At 67.1% G+C, this 22091-nt stretch carries 17 protein-coding genes; 11 read left to right on the top strand and 6 right to left on the bottom strand.

Translation table 11 applies throughout. The features are described from left to right. Nucleotides 1-59: 59 nt before the first annotated feature. From FHW84_RS13490 to FHW84_RS13450, 9 genes are all read left to right on the top strand, one after another. Nucleotides 60-2933: an autotransporter outer membrane beta-barrel domain-containing protein gene (locus FHW84_RS13490; RefSeq protein ID WP_167256308.1), complete on the top strand. Its 2874-nt coding sequence runs from the start codon at nucleotides 60-62 to the stop codon at nucleotides 2931-2933. A 4-nt stretch (nucleotides 2934-2937) separates the two neighbouring features. Next, the gene (locus FHW84_RS13485) at nucleotides 2938-3390 is read left to right on the top strand and encodes a hypothetical protein (RefSeq protein WP_167256306.1); all 453 of its coding nucleotides are present in this window, start codon (nucleotides 2938-2940) and stop codon (nucleotides 3388-3390) included. A gap of 185 nt (nucleotides 3391-3575) precedes the next feature. Further along, nucleotides 3576-4043: a type IV pilin protein gene (locus tag FHW84_RS13480; RefSeq protein ID WP_167256304.1), complete on the top strand. Its 468-nt coding sequence runs from the start codon at nucleotides 3576-3578 to the stop codon at nucleotides 4041-4043. Further along, the gene (locus FHW84_RS13475; protein ID WP_167256373.1) at nucleotides 4040-4621 is read left to right on the top strand and encodes a GspH/FimT family pseudopilin; all 582 of its coding nucleotides are present in this window, start codon (nucleotides 4040-4042) and stop codon (nucleotides 4619-4621) included. Before FHW84_RS13480 ends, FHW84_RS13475 begins: the two co-directional genes overlap by 4 nt. Before the next feature lie 70 nt (nucleotides 4622-4691). Beyond that, the gene (locus tag FHW84_RS13470; RefSeq protein ID WP_167256302.1) at nucleotides 4692-5066 is read left to right on the top strand and encodes a hypothetical protein; all 375 of its coding nucleotides are present in this window, start codon (nucleotides 4692-4694) and stop codon (nucleotides 5064-5066) included. A 28-nt stretch (nucleotides 5067-5094) separates the two neighbouring features. After that, nucleotides 5095-6237: a PilW family protein gene (locus tag FHW84_RS13465; RefSeq protein ID WP_167256300.1), complete on the top strand. Its 1143-nt coding sequence runs from the start codon at nucleotides 5095-5097 to the stop codon at nucleotides 6235-6237. Nucleotides 6238-6245: 8 nt separating this feature from the next. Beyond that, nucleotides 6246-6836, top strand: a complete 591-nt coding sequence (locus FHW84_RS13460) for a hypothetical protein (RefSeq protein WP_167256298.1) — start codon at nucleotides 6246-6248, stop codon at nucleotides 6834-6836. 84 nt (nucleotides 6837-6920) lie between these two features. Continuing rightward, the gene (locus tag FHW84_RS13455) at nucleotides 6921-10829 is read left to right on the top strand and encodes a PilC/PilY family type IV pilus protein (RefSeq protein WP_167256296.1); all 3909 of its coding nucleotides are present in this window, start codon (nucleotides 6921-6923) and stop codon (nucleotides 10827-10829) included. A gap of 419 nt (nucleotides 10830-11248) precedes the next feature. Beyond that, entirely contained in the window at nucleotides 11249-12127 is an 879-nt protein-coding gene (locus tag FHW84_RS13450) for a peptidylprolyl isomerase (RefSeq protein WP_167256294.1), read from the top strand. A gap of 39 nt (nucleotides 12128-12166) precedes the next feature. On the opposite strand, the gene FHW84_RS13445 is transcribed toward FHW84_RS13450, so the two are convergent. The 4 genes from FHW84_RS13445 to FHW84_RS13430 are packed head-to-tail and all read right to left on the bottom strand — an operon-like array spanning nucleotide 12167 to nucleotide 18597. Next, a complete protein-coding gene (locus FHW84_RS13445) occupies nucleotides 12167-13330 on the bottom strand; it encodes an ROK family transcriptional regulator (protein ID WP_167256292.1) in 1164 nt (387 codons plus the stop codon). Between the two features lie 32 nt (nucleotides 13331-13362). Further along, nucleotides 13363-14616: an MFS transporter gene (locus tag FHW84_RS13440; RefSeq protein ID WP_167256290.1), complete on the bottom strand. Its 1254-nt coding sequence runs from the start codon at nucleotides 14614-14616 to the stop codon at nucleotides 13363-13365. A gap of 23 nt (nucleotides 14617-14639) precedes the next feature. Next, entirely contained in the window at nucleotides 14640-15887 is a 1248-nt protein-coding gene (locus tag FHW84_RS13435) for a phosphodiester glycosidase family protein (RefSeq protein WP_167256288.1), read from the bottom strand. Further along, nucleotides 15877-18597, bottom strand: coding sequence for a TonB-dependent receptor (locus FHW84_RS13430; protein ID WP_167256286.1), 2721 nt, complete (start codon nucleotides 18595-18597; stop codon nucleotides 15877-15879). The genes FHW84_RS13435 and FHW84_RS13430 overlap by 11 nt, the downstream gene beginning before the upstream one ends. 302 nt (nucleotides 18598-18899) lie before the next feature. Between FHW84_RS13430 and FHW84_RS13425 the strand changes: the two genes are divergently transcribed. After that, nucleotides 18900-20108, top strand: a complete 1209-nt coding sequence (locus FHW84_RS13425; RefSeq protein WP_208399785.1) for a glycerophosphodiester phosphodiesterase family protein — start codon at nucleotides 18900-18902, stop codon at nucleotides 20106-20108. A gap of 85 nt (nucleotides 20109-20193) precedes the next feature. Further along, nucleotides 20194-21066 carry a peptidylprolyl isomerase gene (locus FHW84_RS13420; protein ID WP_167256282.1) on the top strand — a complete coding sequence of 291 codons (873 nt, stop codon included), beginning with the start codon at nucleotides 20194-20196 and terminating at the stop codon, nucleotides 21064-21066. Between the two features lie 56 nt (nucleotides 21067-21122). Here FHW84_RS13420 and FHW84_RS13415 read toward each other — a convergent pair whose 3' ends face one another. Next, nucleotides 21123-21431, bottom strand: coding sequence for a YciI family protein (locus FHW84_RS13415; RefSeq protein WP_167256280.1), 309 nt, complete (start codon nucleotides 21429-21431; stop codon nucleotides 21123-21125). A 10-nt stretch (nucleotides 21432-21441) separates the two neighbouring features. Beyond that, entirely contained in the window at nucleotides 21442-22068 is a 627-nt protein-coding gene (locus tag FHW84_RS13410; RefSeq protein ID WP_167256278.1) for an FMN-dependent NADH-azoreductase, read from the bottom strand. Nucleotides 22069-22091 lie beyond the last annotated feature (23 nt).

Raw genomic sequence — 22091 nt, 5'->3', positions numbered from 1 at the left:
GCAAGGGGGAAATCCACACCATGTGCAGCTTTCACCAACGAGACGACCGGCGCGCACCCGTGCGCGCCTGGCCGGCGCGCCGCATGCTGAGCGTTGCGCTGCTCTCCGGCCTGGGCTGGTTGCCGCAGGCGCATGCCGCCTGCCAGGCCACCGGCACGTCCACCGTGTGCGATACGGCGGCGCCCAGCCCGTGGACCAGCACCGTGGGCGCCGGTCCTTCCGCGCCGGCCGGTTCCAGCGTGACGGTGAATGCCAATGCGCAGATCGTGGTGGGCGATGCCTCGGCGATCGCCTTGTCCGACCGCGCCAATATCGTGATCAAGTCCGGCGCGCTGGTGCAGAACAGTGCGGTGCGCGCGGTGGGCCTGTACCAGTCCGGCGCCAATACCATCGATTTCCGCAGCGACAGCACGCTGACGGTGGAGCAGGGCGCGACGGTGCTGGCGGCGGGCAGCGAGAACAACGGCGAAGCGGTGAATCCGCAGGGCACCGGCAACCGCATCGTCAACAGCGGCACTATCCGCTCGATGCATGCGGCGGCGCTCTGGTTCCAGGCCAAGTCCGGCGGCAACGTCGTCATCAACAACGAGACCGGCGTGATCCAGGCGCCGGGCAACGTGATCGGCGCCACCGGCAGCAGCACGCTGGATTTCACCAACAAAGGCCAGGTGATCGGCAACCTGGTGTTCGCGCGCGGCGACGACACGCTGCGCCTGTATGGCGGATCTTCCGTGCGCGGCAGCATCGATGGCGGTGGCGGCAGCAACCTGCTGACGCTCAATGGCAGCGGCACCGACACGCTGCCGACCATCGCCAACTTCCAGACCATGCGCAAGCTGGACGACGGCATGTGGATCGTCGGGCGGCCGCTGACCGGCGCGGGCGTCACTTCGGTCGATGTGCAGCAGGGCACGCTGGTACTTAACGCCGACAATTCGGCGTACGCCGGCGCCATGCAGTTGCGCGCGGGCGGCACGCTGGCGGTTGGCGATGCCAGCGCGTCCGGCGCAGCGCTGAAAGGCAACTTGACCGTGCCGGTGGGCGCGGCGCTGGGCGGCTATGGCAGCGTGCTGGGCAATGTCGACAACCAGGGCACGCTCGGCGTGGCCGATGCGCTGGCGCCGTTCGCTGGCGGGGCGCTCGGCAACTTTGCCGTGCGCGGACAGCTGAGCAACGCCGGACTGGTGAATATCGGCGCGGCCCAGGGCGTGGGCCGCACGTTGACTGTCGGCAGCTATGTCGGCCGCAACGGCACCATCGCCATGAACGCCGTGCTCGGCGGCGATGGTTCGGCGGCGGACAAGCTGGTGGTGGACGGCGGCAGCGCGACCGGTTCGACGCTGCTGAAGATCGCCAACCTCGGCGGGCAGGGCGCGGCTACCGTGTCCGACGGCATCCTGGTGGTGCAGGCGATCAACGGTGCGACGACCGATGCCGGCGCGTTCTCGCTGAGCGGCGGATCGCTCAAGGCCGGCGCCTACGAATACTTGCTGGTGAAGGGCGGTGTCACGTCGGGCACGGCGGACGACTGGTATCTGCGCAATACGCAAGCTGCACCTGCACCCGCACCCGCACCGGCACCGGCACCGGCACCGGCACCGGCACCTGCGCCCGCGCCTGCACCGGCACCGGCACCTGCGCCCGCGCCTGCACCTGCACCTGCACCTGCACCTGCGCCGGCACCTGCACCTGCACCTGCACCTGCACCGGCACCGGCACCGGCACCGGCACCGGCACCGGCACCTGCACCTGCACCGGCACCGGCACCTGCACCGGCACCGGCACCGGCACCGGCACCTGCGCCTGCACCTGCACCGGCACCTGCACCTGCGCCTGCGCCTGCACCTGCACCTGCACCTGCGCCTGCACCTGCACCGGCACCGGCACCGGCACCGGCACCTGCACCTGCACCGGCACCGGCACCGGCACCGGCACCTGCACCTGCACCTGCACCTGCAACACCTTCCCAACCCGTCGTTCTCTATCGCCCCGAAGCCGCGCTGTACGCGGCGGCACCCTCCGTCGCACGCCAGCTCGGCGCCATGCAGCTGGAGAATTTCCATGCGCGCCAGGGCGACCAGGCCCAGCTCGGCGAGCGTGGCGAACTGCCCGCGAGCTGGGGCCGCGTGTGGGGCGGCCATAGCACGATGTCGCAAGGCGGCACGCTCGATCCGCATTACGCCGGCACGCTCAGCGGCGCGCAGGCAGGCCAGGACATCTATGCGGACGAAAGCGCCGAAGGACAGCGCAACCACTACGGCGTGTTCGCCGGCTTCGCGCGTTCCAGCGGCGACGTACGCGGCTTCGCTGCCGGCACGCAGGATCTCGCCGTGGGCCGCCTGCGCCTGGATGCCTACAGCATGGGCGGCTACTGGACGCATCTGGCGCCGCGCGGCTGGTATGCCGACGCGGTGCTGATGGGTACGGCCTACACCTTCGATCCCACTTCGCGCGACGGCGTGCAGGCCACCGCGCACGGCCATGCGGTGACGGCATCGCTGGAAAGCGGCTGGTCGCTCGCGCTCGGCCACGGCCTGCGCATCGAGCCGCAGGCGCAGCTGGTATGGCAGCACCTGGCGCTGGGCCGGCTCGACGACGGCATTTCCAGCGTGTCGTTCCGCGGCGGCCAGGCGGTGACCGGCCGCGCGGGCGTGCGCCTCGCCGGCAACTGGCCGCTGGGCGCGGCGACATGGCAACCGTATGTGCGCGTGCATGTGCTGCGCACCACCGGCGCGGACGACGCGACTTCGTTCGGCGGCATCGCGCCGATCGCCACTTCCACGCGCCAGACGCTGGGGCAGGCCGATGCCGGCGTGGCCGTGACGTTTCCTTCAGGGGGCGGTGTGTATGCCTCCGTGAGCTATACCGGGAACCTGGCGGGCGAGCGGCAGCGTGTGGTGGCCGGCCGTATCGGCCTGCGTTGGTCGTGGTGAGGCGATGATGATGGATCCGGAAGAACTTACCGCCGCGCACCTGCCGCCGGCATGGCGGCGCAAGCATGGCGCACCGGCGCGCGACGAAGCCGGGCACATGGCGATCTATGCGCTGGCCTATCGCCGCCGCGCGCGCGGCGCGGCCATGCAGTCCGCCATCGCGGCAACGCTGCTGTGCCTGCTGGCTTCGCTGTTGATGGCTTGGCCGTGGCTCGCGGTGGCCGGATTCGCCGCCTGCCCGCTGGTGTACACAGCGGGCTGCTGGACGCTGGATGGATGGCTGAGCGCGCGCCTGGGCATATCACGCGCCGCCCTGTCGGCTTGCATCGAGCGCTTCGTGGCCAGTCCCGGCGGCGCCGCGCAGGCGGCGCTGCTGGAGCGCGGCGAAGCACAGATAAGGATCGACCGCGATCGCCACTGGCCGATCGCCGGCCACGAGCAGCCACCACCGCGCTAGCGCCGGGAAGGTCATCCGGGGCCAAATTTTCCGCTCGATTAGCCCGCTCTGCCCTGTGAGCCGCGGGATGCGTCCGCTAGCTTGTGGCGGCGGTGCGTGGACGCGTGTTCAACGGGCCTGGCCGTTGTTTCCGGCCCGGCGCCGGGAGCCGGTGGCGCATCGCCGACGCTGACAGGGGAACCGACATGCAATGCAACTACAGCCGCGAGGGCTCGACGCGCGGCTTCACCCTCATTGAGCTCATGATCACCGTGGCGATCGTCGCGATCATCGCGGCCGTGGCCTTGCCTTCGTATAACGACTACCTGCGGCGCAGCAAGCTCACCGAGGCCTACAACACGCTGGCCACCTATCGCGCCAGCATGGAGCAGTACTACCAGGACAACCGCAGCTATGGCGCCGGCGGCAGCTGCGGCGTGGCGCTGCCCACGGGGCTCAAGTATTTCACCGTGAGCTGCGGCCCGGCCGCGGCCAGCACGTCGGCGCTGCAGGCATACGTTGCCAGCGCCAAGGGCATCGCCGGTTCGCAGGTCAACGGCTTCACCTTCACCATCAACGAAAAGAACGACCGCGCCACCACCGCCGTCCCGTCCGGCTGGGGCACCGCGCCGGCGAACTGCTGGATCCTGCGCAAGGGGGGCGGTTGCCAATGAGGCGCGTCGGCGGCTTCACGCTGGTGGAACTGATGATCACGGTGACCATCCTGGCCGTGGTGCTGGTCGCCGGCCTCCCCACGTTCCGCGAATGGCTGCGCAACACGCATATCCGCACCGCGGCCGAATCCATCCAGAACGGCTTGCGCTATGCGCGCGGCGAGGCCGGCAGCCGCGGCGTCAACGTGCGCTTCGAGTTCACCTCGTCGGGCGCCGGCTGGACCGTCTGCGCACTGTCCGGAGCAACCTCGTGCACCGCGGCCGCGGCGGCCAGCGCGGATAACACGCTGCAGAATTTCGTGGCCGCGGGCGGATCCGCCGACGTCGCGCCCATGGTCGGCACCTCGATCGGCGCGGCTGGTACGCCGCTGTCCACGCCCGCGAGCGCTGGCAGCGGCATCACCTTCAATGCCCTCGGCCGGCCGCTCGGCTACGGCACGGTGGCGGTCAGCCGGATCGACCTCAACACGGCGGGCAAGGACGGCCGGCGACTCGTGATTCAGATCTCGTCCGCCGGCATGCCGCGGATGTGCGATCCGAATCTCTCCCTGGCCACCAGTCCCCAAGGATGCAGGTGATCCCATGCATGCATCGCTCCGCCCCCGTCTTCGTCTTCGTGCGCAGCGCGGCATCGTACTGATCGATGCCATGGTCGCCGTGGTCATTTTTTCCATCGGCGTGCTCGGCATGGTGGCGCTGCAGGCCGCGGCCATCAAGCTGTCGGGCGACGCCAAATATCGCTCCGACGCCGCCATGGCGACCGAACAGGTCATCGCGCAGATGTGGGCCTCCGATCCTGCCGCGCTGGCCGCCAATTTCAGGAGCCCGGAAGGCGCGGCCTATAAAACCTGGAAGGACACGGTCACCCGGCTCACCGCGCAGAGCGGCTTGCCCGGCGCCGGCGGCAAGCCGCCGACGATCGAGGTGAACGCGGACAACATCGTGACCGTCACCGTCTATTGGCAGGCGCCCGGCGATCCGGCCTATCACCGCTACGTGTCCACCACTCATGTCGCACGTTGAGCAGTCGTCCATCGAACCAAGGCGCCCCATGCGGAACCTCGAACGCCGCGGCGGCAGCGCCGCCGCCTATTGCACGGGCCTGTCGCTGGTCGAGCTGATGGTGGGCATGCTCATCAGCCTGATCTGCGTGCTGGGGATGATGTCGGCCTTCTCGGTCTACGAGGGGCGCAAGCGCACCATCACCAGCGGCAGCGACGCGCAGCAGAACGGGCTGTATTCGATGTTCGAACTGGAGCGCCAGATCCGGACGGCCGGTTCGGGCATGACCCAGGGCTTCAACTATGGCCTGTGGGGTTGCTCGATCACCGCCTATGGCGGCAACGCCAGGAAACTGCCGAGCGCCACCGCCATGCCGGCGGCATTCGCGGCCTGGCCGTCGGCCACGCCGGTGAAGATGCGCGCGGTGCCCTTGCTCATCGCCAGCGGCGGCAGCGACTCCGCCGGCCATGCCAGGCCCGACACGCTGGCCATCGTCGGCGGCAATCCGGCGATCACGGTATTCAGGGCCAGCGTGACCAGTGCGCCCGGCACCGCGGCCGTCACGCTGGACAACAGCTTCGGCTTCGCGGCGAACGACTATGTGCTGGCGACGACCAGCGCCGGCGAATGCTCGCTGGCCCGGATCGCCAGCGCTTCGTCGTCCGCCAGCCAGCTGACGCTGTCCGCGGCGGACACGCCGCCGACCGGGCTGGCGGCCAACGGCAATGCGTTCGACCTCGGGCCGCGGCCGGCGATCAGCCTGTATGGCGTGGATGCCGCCACCAGCACGCTGGTTGCCTACGATGCGCTCGGACGCGACGGCGCCGCGCCGGTCACCATCGCGGACGGCATCGTGCAGCTCAAGGCCTTGTACGGCGTGGACAGCGACGGCGACGACGTGGTGGATACCTGGGTCCAGCCCAGCGGCGACTGGGCCATCGACAAGCTCAGCGCCAACCAGGGCGCCGCCGCCGCGGCCTTCTCCAAGATCAAGGCGGTGCGCATCGCCGTGGTGGCGCAGAGCCTGCTGCCGGAACGCGCCACCGATTACACCGGCGCGTCGACGCTGACCTTGTTCGGCGATCTTCCCGCGGACCTGCGCTACACGGTCGGGGTGCAGCCGCAATACCGCTACAAGGTCTACGACACCGTGATCCCGATCCGCAACGCCATCATCGCCCGCCATTTCTGAGCCCGTCCATGACCGCCCACATCACCCGTACGGGGCCGGGCAACCGGCCAGGCCGCCAGCGCGGCGTCATCTCCACGGTCATCGCCGTCATCGTGCTGCTGATCACGCTGATGGCCGCGGTCGCGCTGATGCGTTCGGTGGATACCGGCAACAGCATCGCGGGCCGCCTCGGCTTCAAGCAGCAGGTCACGCAGGAGGCCGAACTGGCCTACCAGGATGCGGTGGCCGGCGCGGCCGCCTATCTCGGGCAGGCCGGCGAGGCCGACAAGGCGGATATCGGTTACTACGCCACGCCGCAGGCCAGCGATGCCCGCGGCATACCCACGGCGCTGATCGCCAGCACCGCCGGCAAGCGGTTGCAGGCGCCGGACACCAAGGACGACATCCGCTACACGGTCGAACGGCTTTGCCCTCAGGCCGGTCCTGCCTTGACCGTCGCGCCCAATGCCTGCCTCGTGCCCGCGGCGACGATCAACGGCGGTTCGACGTCCGGCAACCAGGGCGGATTCGGCTCGGGCGCGCAGGCGGCCTACCGCCTGACCGTCCGGGTCGAAGGACCCAAGCATGCGGTCAGCTATGTGCAGACCATCATGCGCTGACCGCCGGCGGCGCTTCGCCACGCTCGAACCACGGTGTCCGCGCGCGGGCACACGCATCGCCCATCACGAACCATGGGGAAAGCCATGATTAGTCTTCTTCGCCCGCTCGCTGTTTCGCGCACCGGCGGCCTGCTGCTGGCGCTGGCGCTGACTTCGATGGCCGGAGCGGCCGCGGCCGATACGCCGCTGGCGAACCTCCCCATCGGCACCGCCTCCACCGTGCCCGCCAACATGATCCTGGCATTGTCGGTCGAATACCCCACCGGCACCGTGGCGGCGTACAAAAGCACCACCTACGACTACACGTTTCCCTACCTGGGATATTTCGACAGCGGCAAGTGCTACGACTACGACGAGAACAAGCAATGGTTCACGCCGACGCGGTTCACCGTTTCGGCGTCCGGAAGCTGCATCAGCGGAGGCAAGAAGGCGCATTGGAGCGGCAACATGCTCAACTGGGCGACGATGACCGCGCTCGATGAGTTCCGCCAGAGCCTGACCGGCGGCAATCGCAGCGTCGACAGCCACTCCGCCACCGTGCTGCTGCGCTCCAACCTCAACAGCCAGAGCTACGTCGGCAATTTCCCGGACCGCTCGCTGAGCGGCGCGCTCGCCGCCGCGACGGTCGGCGACGACAAGTTCAACAACGCCACTGTCTATCTGCGCTCGGCCGGGCAAGGCTCGTCCTTCCTGATTTCCGACAACGCCAACTTCAGCACCGACAACCAGGGCAAGGTGGCCACCTACGTCGCCGCGGTGCGCGTGTGCGTCGAGGGCAGGCTGGAGAGCAACTGCAACTCCGCGCACAAAGCCACGGACTATCCCAACGCGGGCAGGTACAACAAGCCGGAAGGCCTGATCCAGCAGAACTTCTCCAAGATCCGCGTCGGTGCGGCCGGCTACGCCTTCGTGCAGGGCGACGGGCCCGCCAATGGCGCGGTGCGCGCGCTGATCCACGACAACGGCCCCACCGCGTACAACGGCAACGGCGCCAGGAGCGCCAACCCGAGCGCCGAATGGGATGGCGACACCGGCATCTTCGCCGCCAATCCGGATGCGGCCAACGGCAAGGGCAGGGCGCCCGGCGGCGGCGACGCCAGCACGACCGGCGCGATCAACTATCTCAATAAATTCGGCTACGACAACGGCTACGAGCTGTACGACACGCTCGGCGATCTGTACTGGGCATCGCTGGCCTACCTGATGCACGTGAAGCTGGACGACAGCTACACCAAGGGCATTTCCGCGACGAACAGCATGGACGTGGGTTTCCCCGTCTATGGCGGCCTGCTTCCCGATCCGATCGCCTATACCTGCCAGGCCAATGCCATCGTCACCATCGGCGACTCGCATACCTGGTACGACACGCGCGTGCCCAGCTCGGGCGGGCCGACGCCGAGTTCGGCCGTGCGCGGCGCACTGGCGCCGGTCAACGGAGCCGATGCGGCTGCCTATGTCGACAAGCTGGGCAATCTGCCGCTGATCGAAACCGCGCCCAAGGTCACCATGGCGAGCCTGTTCGGTCCGAACGTCCGGCTCAGCACCAAGCTGGCGCCGAACAGCACGAGCGACTCCACCTACAACATGGCAGGCCTGGCGTATTTCGCCCACATCAGCGATATCCGCGCCGATCTGAGCGCCAAGCAGACGGTGGATACCTACACCGTGGACGTGCTGGAGCCGGGCCCGTATGACGGCACGGCCGGCGCGGAGATCTACAATCCTTCCCGATTCAACTGGTGGCCCTTCGCGGGGCCCAACATGTACTGGCTCGCCGCCAAGTACGGCGGCTTCGACGACGTCAACGGCGACGGCATTCCCGCCAACGTGCTGACCTGGCATACCAACAGCACCACGGCGGCCGGCAACGATCTTCGTCCGGACAATTATTTTCCCGGCAATCGCCCGGATCTGATCCAGGCCGGACTGGCGCAGATTTTCAAACGGGTTTCCGATACCTCGCAGAGCGCGGCGGGACCGGGCGTCACTTCCACGCGCGTACTCACCAATGTGGCGGCCGGCGCGACCAAGGGCCCGTACTACTCGCCGGTGAGCGGCTTCCCCGTCTACACGGTCAGCTACGCGCCCAGCAACTGGACGGGCGAAGTTTCAGGCTTCGTCGCCACGGCGAAGCTGCCCGGCGACGTCACGGCGGTCACCGGCAGCCCGAGCTGGAGCGCACAGGCGAAGCTCGACGCGCTGGCGCACGCGGTCGATGCGGCCGGCGCCAAGCATGGTTGGGACACGGGGCGGCGCATCATCACCTCCGACGGCCGTGCCGGCGTCGCTTTTCGCTACGGCTCGCTCGGCTCCAGCCAGCAGAGCCAGCTCAGCAGCGACCAGGTCAACTACCTGCGCGGCGACCAGAGCAACGAAGGCTCGGCCTTCCGCGTGCGCCAGCACATCCTCGGCGACATCGTCCATTCCGAAGCGGTGCTGGTGCAGGACGCCTTGTCGCCGAAGTACAGCGAGGCGTCCAACCCCGGCTATGCGGCCTTTGCCCAGTCCGCGGCGAGCCGCGCTCCGGTGGTTTACGTCGGCGCCAACGACGGCATGCTGCATGCCTTCGCCGCGGATTTCTCCAGCGCCACCACGACCAACCCGGTTACCGGCGGCGGCAGCGAGCTGTTCGCCTATGTACCGGCGTTGCTCTACAAGGGCCCCAGCGGCAACGCGCAGGTCGATGGACTGGCGGCGCTGAGCAATCTCAACGGCGTCAGCAGCAACAACTTCGCGCATCATTTCTATGTCGACCAGACGCCGCAGGCGGCCGACGCGGACTTCGCCTTCACCGCCACCTCTTCCGGCAGCCCACCGGCGTCCGCCACCGCCGGCACGGCGAACTGGCACACCATGCTGGTCGGGGGACTCGGCAAGGGCGGCAAGGGTTATTACGCCCTGGACGTGACCACCGTGCCGTCCGCCATCGATGCGGTCAGCAGCAGCGCCGCCACCGAAACGGCGCTGGCCAGCGGCAAGGTGCTGTGGGAATTCACCGACAGCGACATGGGCTTTTCCTATGGCAAGCCGGTCGTGGCGAAAACCCGCAAGTACGGCTGGGTGGTTCTGCTGACGTCGGGCTACAACAACGCTTCGGGCCACGGCCATCTGTACGTCGTCAACGCCAGGACCGGCGCGCTGCTGGAAACGCTCGACACTCCGGATGCCGGCACGCCGGGCAATCCGAGCGGCCTGGCCCAGGCGACCGCTTTCACCCGGGACGTCACCGACAACACGGTCGAGCAGGTCTATGCGGGCGACTTGCTGGGCAACGTGTGGCGTTTCGATCTTTCCGGCACGGATGCTTATCCCAAGCCCACCTTGCTGGCGACCTTGACGGATGGCAGCAAGGCGCAGCCGGTCACCACGGCTCCGCGCGTGGAACTGGACATCAACGCCTCGGGCCTGGGCACGCGCCGCTGGGTCTTCGTCGGCACGGGCAAGGCGCTGGACGCGAGCGATCTGTCGGACTCGCAGCAGCAGACCATGTACGCCCTGCGCGATGGCGACACCGTCGCGCCCTCGGCGGCCACCTCGCCGATCACGCGCGCGGACCTGCAGCGGGTCGCCGACATGACCAAGGGCGCGACCATCGCCGACTCGGCCAAGGGCTGGTACTACGACCTGACCGGTTCGGCCGGCGCCAACGGCGGCTCGGAGCGCATCGTGGCCGATCCGGATGCAGCGGCAGGCACCTTCACCGTGGCCTGGGCCACCATGACGCCGTCGTCGGATCCGTGCTCCCTGCAAGGCAATATCTACGCCGCGAATTTCGGCACCGGACAATCCGCGCTGCTGGACGCAGCGGGCAACGTGGTGAAGTCGCTGACCACCGAATCGGCACCCACCAAGCTGCAGGAAGTGAAGCTGCCCAACGGCAACCTGGCGCTGCTGTACGGCCAGGCGGGATTGCCGCCGCAGGTGGCACGCATGCGCCAGGGCACCTCAGGCAACGGTATCCAGCGGGTCAACTGGCGCGAGGTGCTGGAATAAGGCGCAAGCGGCGGCGGCCCGCACTGCCGCAGCGCGCGGCCGCCGCGCCATGCGCGGTGGCCGTGCGCCATGCCGAGCGCCGCCCTCGCCACTGTCATTTCGGGCCAATCTGCGCGGCCAACCGCGCTCGCCATTTTCAGGAAAGTATTTTGTAACTTTGCGTTATAAATATAGCGGCATCGGACGCGCCCGAAGCAGCGGGCCGGCTGGACGCAATAACGCAATTACTTTCTGAAGGGTGGATATGAAAAGGCGCTCGGAACGCTCGATGACCTGCAAAAGAAGTATCTCCGCAACGGGACCTGCCTGATGCAATAGCGGCTTCCCGTTTCTTTCGACGCCGGTGCGCTGCCGCGGAAGCTCCGGAGCGGCGCACTTCCGTACACGCACTTTTTGCGGAAATCATCCGGGTTCCCCCTATGTCCAGCCATCGCGCCTTGTTTTCGCTATTCGTAAGTGCATCACTGGTTGTCGTTTCCACGGCGGTGCTTTCGGGCACCGGGCAGGATGCCGTCGTGCTGTCCATCGGCAAGGAACAATGGACTTCAAGCCAGTTCCGGCAGCTCATGGACAGCACCCCGCCGCAGATAAAAACGGCGGCCGTCGACGACCCGGCGGCCTTCGCCAAAAAGTTTTCCGAAATGCATCTGCTGGCGAGCCTGGCCGCATCGCGGCATCTGGAAAACGATCCGGATATCCGAAGCAAGATCGAGTGGCTTCGCCAGGGGGTGCTTGCCAATGCCGCCCGCGATGAGCTCTATCGCACCGCACAGGTAAGCGACGATGAGGCGAAGCGCTATTACGATGCGCATGCCGGCGACTTCGTCGACTACACCTTGCAGCACGTGGTGATCCGCTACCACGCGTCCGACATCCCGCTGCGGCAGGGGCAGCAGGACATCAGCGAGGCCGAGGCTCGCGCGCAATCCGAAGAGCTGCGCAAGCAGCTGATGGCCGGCAAGGACTTCTCGGCCATCGTCGAGCAGCACACCGACGATCTCAGTTCCAAGGCCGACGATGGTGTGCTGCCGGAAACGGCTTCGCGCAATCTCCTGCCCGAGATCGCGCTGGGCATCGCCAAGCTGAAGGAGGATGAAATTTCCCAGCCGATCAGGACGACCTTCGGTTATCACCTCGTGCGCGTCATGAAGCGCTCGCAGAATACGTTCGAGGATGCGAAGCCTCATATCGTGATTCTGCTGAAGAACGAAGAAGTCACCCGGCAGATCGAGGCCTTGAAGCAAGCCCATCCGACGACCTTCGATGCCGCTCTTCTTGGCCATGCTCCAGGCGGGTGAGCCTGGCCCGCGGGAAGCCCGGGGCGGGATGGAGCGGCTTCAGTGAAAGAAGCATTCCTTGAACGGCAGGCTCGCCGCGCCCAAGGCCACCGCATCGAACGGCGCCTCCGCCAGCACGATTGACGGTTGCGGGCGCGCGCGCCCGCGCCGCGACACATTGTCGATGGCGATGCGCGGCATCAGCCGCTGTGCGAGATCCGTCGGAATGCGCCCGCCCAGCACCACGGCCTGCGGATCGACGATGGCGACCACCGCCGAGGCGATCACCGAAAGCCCCGGCGCCACGCGTTCGATCCAGCGCTCGATCGCGGGCCAGCGCGGGTCGTAGTGCTCGACCAGCGCCTGGATGTCGGCCAGCGCCACGCCATCCTTCACCAGCATCGCGCGCAGCGTTTCCAGCGCGGCGCGCTCCAGCCCCAGCGCCGGCAGCATGCCGGCGAATTCACCCGCATTGCCATGCGCGCCGCGCGCGCAGCGGCCGTCCATGATCAGGCCGCCGCCGAAGCCGTGGCCGAAATAAAAGTAGGCGAAGTCGCGATAGCGATGCCCCACGCCATGCAGGCTTTCGCCGATGGCGGCGACACTGCCGTCATTGTCCAGCCATACCGGATGGCCCATCGCGTCGGCGAGCAGGGCATCTACCTCGAGCAGCGCCAAACCTTCCAAAGGATCGGGCGGATTGACCTTGGAGCCGTCGCCGACGAAGAAGCCGGTCAGGCCCAGGCCCACGCCGAACACGCTGTCCTCGTCCACCTCGCTCTTGCGCAGCAGCCGCTCGGCCAGCGTGCGGATCCGCCGCAGCAGCGCGGCGCGACCGGTGGCGCGCATCGGCTCCTGGTGCTGGCCGAGCACGTTGCCGGCGAAATCCATCAGCGCCAGCGCGATCGAATCGGTGGTGATCGATACCCCGATCGCATGCGCATAGCCAGGCACCAGGGTCACCGCCGCGGCCGGTTTGCCGCGCCCTTGCGAGCGCGTTTCGCCCAGCTCCAGCATGCCGCGATCGACCAGCTCGTCGACCAGCCGCATCACGGACTGCGCAGTAAGACCGGTGGCGCGTACCAGGTCGGCGCGCGTGGTGGTGCCGAGGCGGCGCACCAGGTCGAGCAGGTCGCGCTCGTTGGCGGAGACAGCGACGCCGCTGTCGGCATCGCGCAGGAAGTCCGGATGCAGCTGGCGGGCGAACGGCGTGGGTGCGGCCATGAGCGTGTAGCGAATCCTTCGGGTCAACGGACTTATGGTAGCGGGCCTTGGCCTGGACGCCATGCGATCCACGCCGTGGCCAGTCCGCACAAGCCCATGCTGGCGGCCATCGGCAGGTCCGAGTGCTCCATCGAGGCGGCCAGCAGCCAGCCGGCCAGGGCGGCCGGCACCGCCAGCAGCACGCCGGACAGCGCGGAAGCGGTGCCGGCGCGTTCGGGAAAGTGTTCGCTCACCGCGGCCTGTCCGCAGGATTGGTGGATGGCGTGGCCGAACACGTAGAAGCACTGCGGCGCAATGATCGCCCAGGCGGCGTGCACGCCCAGCAGCACCAGCAAGGTCATGGCCGCGCCGCCGCCGAGCGTAAGCGCGGCCGCGCGCGCCAGCGTGGCGCGCAGGCCCAGCCGGTGCAGCCAGCGGCGGCAGACGAAGGTGCCGGCCATATGCACCAGCGAGCCGCCGGCCAGCACCAGGGCGTAGCGCTGCGGCGACATGCCGAGCCGCACGATCAAGGCATACGAGGAGCCGGCCAGGAACAGGTAGTGGCCGACATAGCTGCTCGCGGTAAGTCCGGTGTAGTGGCGGAACGATGGGTGGCGCAGCATGGCGCGCCACGCGCCCGGCGGCCAAGCCGTGGGCAGGCCGACCGAAGGCAGCGTTTCGCCGATCTTCGCGCCGACCAGCAGCAGGGCCGCCGCGCCGAAAGCGGTGATCGCCGCGAGCGTCGCCTGGACGCCCGCCTGCGCGTACAGCCAGGCGCCCACCGGCGGACCCAGCAGCGAGATCACGCCCAGCCACGAGAACGCCACGGACAAATGGTGCACGCGGTCGTTCAGCGCATGCAGGTCGCGCAGCATCGCGCGGCAGGCCACGCCGGCGGCGGCCACGCCCAGGCCCTGAGCGGCGCGGCAGGCGAGGAACAGGCCGTACTCGCGCGTGCTCATCAGGCCGATGCTGGCAAGGAGGAACATGGCCAGCCCCGCCAGCAGCACCGGACGGCGGCCCCAGCGGTCGGTGGGCATGCCCCACAGCCATTGCCCGATACCGAAGCTTGCCACCGCCGCCGCCAGAGTGTGCTGCGCCTGCGCCGCATCGATACCCAGCGTCGCCTGCAGTGCCGGCAGCGCAGGCAGGTACAGATACATGGCAGTGGGATGCAGCCCCAGCATCAGCACGATCGCCGTCATCAGCACGGCGGGCGAGGCGGCGCGGCCGGAGCGGATGGCGATGGACAGGGCGGCAGGCGACATGCGGATACGGCAACCGGCGGCGGGATCTGAACTGCGCATGGTGCGCGCCGCCGGTTGCCGCTTCATGGCACCGCGTCGATGCGCAGGCCCAGATGGTTGCCCACGGGGCGTTCGCGCCCGGGGACGCCGGTATGGATCGGGCTGTTGACCACGGCCGGCTCGTCGCCGCGGCGCAGCACCATGGTGGAGGAGCCGCCGCCGTCCATGTTCATCGCCGCGTCCGCGCCGAGCTCGCGCAGCAGCGCGGTGAGCTCGGGCAGGGTCATGCCCTCGCTGTAGCCGGCCTGGCGGCCGTCCACTACCACCCACCACATGCGCCGGCGCGCCTTGTCCAGGCCGATGGCGGTGCGCGGTTCGGTCTGCAGGTAATAGTCGCGGCGCTTCGGTTCCAGCGCCTGCGTCTTGCCGCCGAGCATCAGCACCGGGCCGGCGCCGACCGCTTCGGTGGTGCCGGCCGGACAGGCGTGCAGCGTGATCGCCACGTGCCGGCCCTGGATGCACAGCGAGCCGTTCGAGCGCGGGTCGCCGCTGGCATAGCCGGAATCGAGGTGGCCGCGGGCGATGGATACGCCGTCCACCGTCACCGGCTGGCCGGCGGCGGGCACGTAGGGTTTGTCCAGCAGGTGGCCGCCGTCGAAGGGCAGGAAGTAGGTGGCGTTGATCGCGGCGGTGAGCTGTTCGCGGCGGGCGAACGACGAGGTCTTTTCGGCCACGAACTCGCTTGCGCCGTCGGGCACGCCCGGCGTGGTGACGAACGACAACCCCGGCGTGGTCAGGTCGATTTCCAGCACGTGCACCATCATCGGGCGCGGTGCATTGCGCGCCATATGCCAATAGCTCAGGCCCGGTGCGAAGGTGTCGGGCGCAGCGTCGCCGATGGGGCGTTCGAGCATGGGCTGCACCTGTACGCGGGCGGCGGCGTCGGCCTGCAGCACGGCGGCCTGCACCTCGTCCAGCAGCGCGGGCGAGGTCTGCAGCACCAGGGCGGGCGCCGGCTTGAGCGCAAGTACATCGGCGAGCGCTACGCAATCGGCGCCGGGCTGGCATGCGGTTTGCGCGTAGCTCGATGCCGCGTAAGGCGCGCCGCCCGGCCCGGAGCGCACCGGCAGCGCGACCGCCTGCAGGCCCTTGTGCGCGCACTGGCGCAACGCGGCCAGCACGTCGTGCGGCTGCGCGTTCCAGCAGGTGGCGTCGGCGATGACGGGAATGACGGGCACGGCGGCCTTGGCCGGCGGTGCGGCTTCCTGCGCATGGGCCACGGTTGCGGCAAGACAGGCGGCCAGGACGGCGTGGCGGAAATCAGAACGCATAGGTAGCTCCGAGGAAATAGGCACGGCCGTTGTCCAGCTCTTCCTTGATCAGCGCCTGGCCCGGGCCGATCACGCGCGTGGGCCGTGCATTGGCCAGGTTCTTGCCCTGCACCAGAAAGCTGAGATGGCGGTCGACGGCGTAGCGCAGCTGCGCGTCATAGGTCTGCAGGGGCGCGTAGTACACGTCGTTGGCGGGGTTGTCGGTGGCGAAGCTGATCGGCATCTTGCCGGTGCGGTTGGCGCTGAGCTGCGCGCTGAAGGCGCCGTCGCTGTACATCAGCGAGGCATTGAAGAGGCTGCGCGCGGCGCCGGTCAGCATCGGCAAGGTGCGGCGGCTGTCGTCGTTCATGGCGATGGCCGGGCCGTCCATATCCAGCAAGGTGGCATTGAAGGTGGCGCCGAAGCGGTCGAACGGCGCCGGCAGAAAATCGAAATGCAGGTCGGCCAGGCCCAGCTCCAGGCCGCGCACCTTGGCGGTGCTGGCGTTCTGCGCCTGGGTGGTGGTGACCTGCCAGGTGCCGCTCAGCCCACCGGGGTTGGTCTGCATGGTGGTGCTGCTGAGGTTGACGATCTCGTGCTTGATGTCCTTCTGGAACAGCGCCAGCGACACCATCGCATCGCGCGTGGCATACCACTCCAGCGACAGATCGAGATTGGTCGACTGGCGCGGCCGCAGCTGCGGGTTGCCCAGCGTCTGCGAGATGGTGCCGGCGGCGGGGCTGACGGAGGGCGTGCTGTTCTGCGCCAGCGCGGCATAGGTGGCGCGGCCCAGCGTCTGGCTGGCGCCGGCGCGCAGCAGCAGGTCCGGCGCCAGGTGATACGTGGCGATGGCCGAAGGCAGCAGCTTGCCGTAGCTGCGCTCGACGCTTTGCCTGGCGAACTGCGTAAGGCTGTTGAGCGGCGAGGGCAGGGTGTTCTGCACGGTCTGCTTCGTATCCTCATGGCGCAGGCCGCCGAGCGCCGTCCAGGTATCGTCGCGATAGCCGCCCATCACATAGGCGCTGTCGATCGCTTCCTTGATGTTGAAGTCGCCGATCGCGCTGTTGCGCGCATTGGTGGTGGCGAGCGCGTAAGCATCCGGATGCGCGGCGACATAGGCATCGACCTTGTCCGGATCGATCAGCAGCATGCTCTGGCCGGCGCCGTCGTAAGGATGGAAGCGCGTGTCTTCGGTGCCAATGGCCGCGAGCGACACATTGCGCGTCGGCACGTAGCCGGTTTCGTCCAGGCCATAGCGCTGCTGCAGGTTGCGGTGCTCCACGCCGGCCTTGTAGCCCCAGCCGCTGGCGTCTTCCTGCAGGTTGTGGGTGAAGTCGGCCTTGAGCGTGAGCAGGCCGGAGCGGCTGCGTTCCATGCGCGACAGGTAGCTGGTCTGCGCGTAGTTGGCCGGGTCTAGGAAGTAAGCCGGATTGGCGGGGGAGAACAGTGCGACGTCGCCCGGCACTGCGCGATAGGCAAATCCAAGCTTCGACGAGGCCGCGCTGGTAAACACGTCTTCCTTGGTCGACTGCCGGTAGCTGCCGGCGGCGTAGTTCGCCACCAGATCGAGCTGGCTGCGCTCGGCCGGCTCGTAGCTGCCGCCCAGTTCCAGGTACTGGATGCGCCGCACCTGGTCGTAATGGTCGTAGTCCGCCTGCGCCGAGCCCTTGGCAAAACTGCCCGTGGTGGGCGAATCGAAAGTGGCCGGGCCGACGCGGTTGAGGAACTGCGTGCGGCGCTGCTCGTCGTTCTCGTGCTGGAAATAGCCGGCGGTGAGATGCGCCTGCAGGTTCTGGTGGTTGTCGTATTCGAACTTGCCGAACAGCGCCTGGCGCGTGCGCACGTTATCGTAGGTGAGCCAGCGGTGGCGGTCCGGCACGGCGGCGAGGCCGTCGAGATCGTCCGAGGGCTTCGGCGTGGAACCGGTGCCGGCCGCGTTCTGGCGCAGCGAGGACAGGGTCTGCGTGCCGCCGGTGTAGCGGTAGTAGCCATCGCTGTCCATCGCGGTGTCGAGCGAAGAGGAGTCGCGGCGGAAGTAACTGCCCGACAGCACGAAGCCGAATTGCCGATCCGCGCCGAAGGTATTGCTGAGCGTCCCCTCGACCTGGCCGGAGGGCCTGGAATCGGCAACCACGCGCCGGTTGTCCCAATGAGCCAGGTCAGCGCGACCGGCGGCGAACAGGCCTGGCGAGTCGAACGCGCTGCGCGTGCGCAGATTGGTGATGCCGCCCACGGCGTTGCCGGTCATGTCGGGCGTCACCGTCTTGTAGATGCTCACCTGCCGCGCCAGCGAAGATGGCAGCACGTCCAGCGAGACATTGCGCGAGGTGGTCTCGGTGGAGGGCAGGGCGACGCCGTCCACGGTCACCGCGTTGTAGTCCGGATTGAGGCCGCGCAGGTTGAGGAACTGCGCCTCGCCGCGGCCGTTGTTGATGGTCATGGCCACCCCCGGGATACGCTGCACCGCTTCGCCCAGGCCGAAGTCCGGAATCGAGCCGATCTCGTCGGCGGATACGCCGTCGGAGATGCCCGGCGCGGCGCGCTTCTCGGCCATGGCCTGTTCGGTGGACAGCACCTTGCCGGTGACCTTCACCCCATCCAGCGCGACCGCGTCGGCCGGCGTGGGCGCGCTCTGCGCTCCGACCTGGCCCACGGCCAGCGCCAGCGCGGTAAGTGCGAAAAGCTGCCCGTGGCGCGCGCTGGCGCGGCGGGATCTTGCGTCGAAGCCCATGGATGCGATTCCCCTGCATGGACCGTCCATGCGTTGCTGGGCAATTTAATCACTTTATGTGAATAAATTTTGACGGGACTTGCGACAGCGCGCCATCGAACCCCTTTTTGATTGGTCACTTCAGGCCAATTTTCGCTGCGAGCGGCGAGGGTCATATGCTGGAAACATTTTATCACCATTAGTTATAAATACTGATGAGGCCCCCTTAGGCGCTCGATGAGACGCAGGGTTCGTCAGCCGCAACAACATCGCGATCAACTTTTCGAAGGACGGATATGAAACAACGAGTAACACGAACGGCAATGCGTGGTCTTACCTGTCTTCTGATGGCCGCTGTCGCCATCGGGCTGTACTCGGGGAAAGCCGCCGCGGCGTCCGGGCCGTGCGTCTATAACAACGACAGGATTATTTCGACCTGGCGAAATCTGGCGAACTATCCAAGCATGGTGATCGTGATTGCGCACCGCGGCTGGTGGGGAAGCCACCCGGGCACATCGAACTCCTGCGGCGCCAATGTCAGCGGGAGCTCGACCGGAATGCCGGAGAACTCCTGGTATGGCGTGCTCGCAGGACTGAGCACCGGCTTCGAGGCGGCGGAGGTGGACATCAAGATGACCAAGGACGGGATTCCGATCTTGATGCACGATTTTACGCTTGGACGTACCACCAACATCTATCAGGTCGAAGGCGGCAAGAAGTTCGATCCTTACGGCGGCACGGGCGTGAATCCGCGCGTCGATCAGACCAACTGGTTCGGTACGATCGAACGAACGAAGCTGCTTACGCCGGATCGAAAGAACGTCTCCGATGAGGCCGTTCCGGCTTTTGCGCAGCTTCTGGATTACTACAAAGAGGGCGGCTCCAACGGCATCCTGGTGCTCGATGTGAAGGACCGTGCCTCCATGAAAGCCGTATGGCAGCTGATGAACAATCATGTCGACCATCGGGGATCCCTCGCCCGCAACTGGGTGGCGGTCAAGTTCAACATGACCACCTATCCCAATCCGGCAGACCTGGAGGCGGATCTGTACACGTGGGCAGACCCGCATGGAAAGCCCGGGAAATATGAGCCTTTCCTCGGTCTGCCCGTGATCACCAACAACATGCTGGACAAGATGAAGAATCTGCTGGACGTGGAGCAGTCGTACATGCACAAGGACTACACCTTGGGCGTCGAGGTCAACTTGAATCAGCCCGACGGCAGACTGCAGAAGGCCTACACCGCGGTGGGCGATGACCGATATGCGGTTGGCATATTCAATCCCATCGCCGACCCGGGAGCATCTGCGGGCACGGGCGAGAACATGGCGTTTTTCAAGAACACCGGGCAGTGCTGCTACCGGCTCAATACGGTTCGCTACGGAGACAGCCGGGTGGATCGATGGGATTGGAGCTTCCTGTACGGTCTTGGGTACAAGCGCTTCGATTTCATCACCACCGACGAACCCGGAAAAATGCTTGATGACTTGCAGAAGAAGAATCTTCGTAACGGGAACTACTTGATGCAGTAGCGGCTTCCCGCTCCTGCTGCCGCCGTTGCGCCGCCCAGGGAGGTTCCGAGCGGCGCACTTTTTGAAAGAAATTCAGGATTCCTGCATGTCCAGCCGTCGCGCCTTGCTTTCACTAGTTGCCACTGCATCGCTGGTGGTCGTTTCCGCAGAGGTTCTTTCGCGCACGGGGCACGATGCCGTCGTGCTCTCCATAGGTAAGGAACAATGGACTTCAAGTCAGTTCCAGCAGGTCATGGACGGCACTCCGCCTCAGATCAAAGCAGCGGCTGTCGACGACCCGGCGGCTTTTGCGAAGAAGTTTTCCGAGATGCATCTGCTGGCGGGTCTGGCTGCGTCGCGGCATCTGGAAAACGATCCGGATGTCCGAAGCAAGATTGAATGGCTTCGTCAGGGCGTGCTTGCAAATGCCGCCCGGGATGAGCTCTACCGCACCGCCCAGGTAGGCGACGATGAGGCGAAGCGTTATTACGACGCGCATGCCGGTGACTTCGTCGACTACACCTTGCAGCACCTGGTGATTCGCTACCACGGGTCCGAGATCCCGCTGCGGCAGGGGCAGAAAGACCTAAGCGAAGCCGAGGCGCGCGCGCAATCCGAGGAGCTCAGGCGCCAGCTGCGGGCGGGCCAGGATTTTTCAAAGCTCATCGAGCAGCGAACCGACGATCTGAGTTCCAAGGCCGACGATGGGGTCTTGCCCGAAACAGCTTCGCGTCATCTGCTGCCCGAGATCGCCCTGGGTATAGCCGCGCTGAAGGAAGATGAAATTTCCCAGCCGATCAGGACGGGCTTCGGCTATCACCTCGTGCGCGTCGTCAAGCGGACGCAGAATACGTTCGAGGATGCCAAGCCCCATATCGTCATTCTCCTGAAAGATGCTGACGTAGACCGGCAGATCGAGGCCTTGAAGCAGGATCATCCCACCCGGTTCGATGCCAGCCTTCTGAGTCGGCGCGATTGACTCCTATCGCTATTGACGAGGTGGTAACCCGCACGCCCCGCTGCATGTCATCGGCCTCACGGAGCTTTTGCTTCCGGCGCCCAGGCCGCAGAAAAGGCCTGGGCGCGCAGGGCGGCATCGAAAGCCTGCACGCCGTATTGCGCCACGCCGTGCACGCGAAACGAATCGCGCTCCAGCATATCGTCCAGCTCGCTGCGGCTTTCGCAGTGCGCCAGGATCGCTCCGCCATCGCCGGTTTCCAGCGGACCGGCCGCGATGATGCGCCCGGCCCGCGCGTGTTCGATCAGCCAATCCCGGTGCGTGCCGAGATGCGCCTGGATGTCTTGCTGAGCACGCAGATAAGTAAGTGTGACGACATAAAGCATGGTGGACTCCTCAGGCGGCCGCGGCGGGATCGAACGTCCGGCCGATCGCTTCATGCGCGGCCTGCAGCGCGGCGGCGCGGATCTCGCCGCCCCTGGTAAGGCGCTCGGCACGCACGATGCGCACGTCGCCGATGCCCATGAAACCGAACATGGCCTGCAGGTATGCCTCCTGGAAATCCATGGCGGCCGCGGGGCCTTCGGAATACATGCCGCCGCGCGTGGAGGCGACCAGGACCGTCTTGCCGCCGGCGAGTCCCACGGGCCCATGCTCCGTGTACTTGAACGTGCGGCCCGGCTGTGTCACGCGATCGATCCACGCTTTCAGCTGGGTAGCCACTGAAAAGTTGTACATCGGCGCGCCGATGACGATCAGCTCGCTGGCGACGAATTCGCTCACCAGTGTTTCCGAGCGCGCGTGCTCGGCGAGCGTGGCGGCATCGAAGCGGTCGATGGCGGAGGGACGGAATCCCGCCGCCGTGGCGCCATCCAGATGCGGGATGCGCTCCTCCACCAGGTCCCTGTAGACCACGCGGGCCAAGGGATGCCGGCGCTGGATCGCAGCGACCAGCGCGGCGCTGAGAGTGCGCGAAGCGGATGCGTCGCCCAGGATGCTCGAATCGAGATGAAGTACTTGCATGGCGTTCTCCGGCTCAGGTGTGG

The sequence above is a fragment of the Dyella sp. SG562 genome (genome assembly GCF_011759495.1).
GTDB classification, from domain to species: Bacteria; Pseudomonadota; Gammaproteobacteria; order Xanthomonadales; family Rhodanobacteraceae; genus Dyella_D; species Dyella_D marensis.
The sequence above is the reverse complement of the archived record's forward strand: the minus strand, read 5'-3'. Positions and strand labels throughout refer to the sequence as shown.

What these genes read in the sequence shown, in the direction of transcription:
- FHW84_RS13485 (WP_167256306.1), top strand. Translation starts at nt 2,938, where the DNA reads ATGATGATGGATCCGGAAGAACTTACCGCCGCGCACCTGCCGCCGGCA.
- FHW84_RS13480 (WP_167256304.1), top strand. Translation starts at nt 3,576, where the DNA reads ATGCAATGCAACTACAGCCGCGAGGGCTCGACGCGCGGCTTCACCCTC.
- FHW84_RS13475 (WP_167256373.1), top strand. Translation starts at nt 4,040, where the DNA reads ATGAGGCGCGTCGGCGGCTTCACGCTGGTGGAACTGATGATCACGGTG.
- FHW84_RS13470 (WP_167256302.1), top strand. Translation starts at nt 4,692, where the DNA reads ATGGTCGCCGTGGTCATTTTTTCCATCGGCGTGCTCGGCATGGTGGCG.
- FHW84_RS13465 (WP_167256300.1), top strand. Translation starts at nt 5,095, where the DNA reads ATGCGGAACCTCGAACGCCGCGGCGGCAGCGCCGCCGCCTATTGCACG.
- FHW84_RS13460 (WP_167256298.1), top strand. Translation starts at nt 6,246, where the DNA reads ATGACCGCCCACATCACCCGTACGGGGCCGGGCAACCGGCCAGGCCGC.
- FHW84_RS13455 (WP_167256296.1), top strand. Translation starts at nt 6,921, where the DNA reads ATGATTAGTCTTCTTCGCCCGCTCGCTGTTTCGCGCACCGGCGGCCTG.
- FHW84_RS13450 (WP_167256294.1), top strand. Translation starts at nt 11,249, where the DNA reads ATGTCCAGCCATCGCGCCTTGTTTTCGCTATTCGTAAGTGCATCACTG.
- FHW84_RS13445 (WP_167256292.1), bottom strand. Translation starts at nt 13,330, where the DNA reads ATGGCCGCACCCACGCCGTTCGCCCGCCAGCTGCATCCGGACTTCCTG.
- FHW84_RS13440 (WP_167256290.1), bottom strand. Translation starts at nt 14,616, where the DNA reads ATGCGCAGTTCAGATCCCGCCGCCGGTTGCCGTATCCGCATGTCGCCT.
- FHW84_RS13435 (WP_167256288.1), bottom strand. Translation starts at nt 15,887, where the DNA reads ATGCGTTCTGATTTCCGCCACGCCGTCCTGGCCGCCTGTCTTGCCGCA.
- FHW84_RS13430 (WP_167256286.1), bottom strand. Translation starts at nt 18,597, where the DNA reads ATGGGCTTCGACGCAAGATCCCGCCGCGCCAGCGCGCGCCACGGGCAG.
- FHW84_RS13425 (WP_208399785.1), top strand. Translation starts at nt 18,900, where the DNA reads ATGCGTGGTCTTACCTGTCTTCTGATGGCCGCTGTCGCCATCGGGCTG.
- FHW84_RS13420 (WP_167256282.1), top strand. Translation starts at nt 20,194, where the DNA reads ATGTCCAGCCGTCGCGCCTTGCTTTCACTAGTTGCCACTGCATCGCTG.
- FHW84_RS13415 (WP_167256280.1), bottom strand. Translation starts at nt 21,431, where the DNA reads ATGCTTTATGTCGTCACACTTACTTATCTGCGTGCTCAGCAAGACATC.
- FHW84_RS13410 (WP_167256278.1), bottom strand. Translation starts at nt 22,068, where the DNA reads ATGCAAGTACTTCATCTCGATTCGAGCATCCTGGGCGACGCATCCGCT.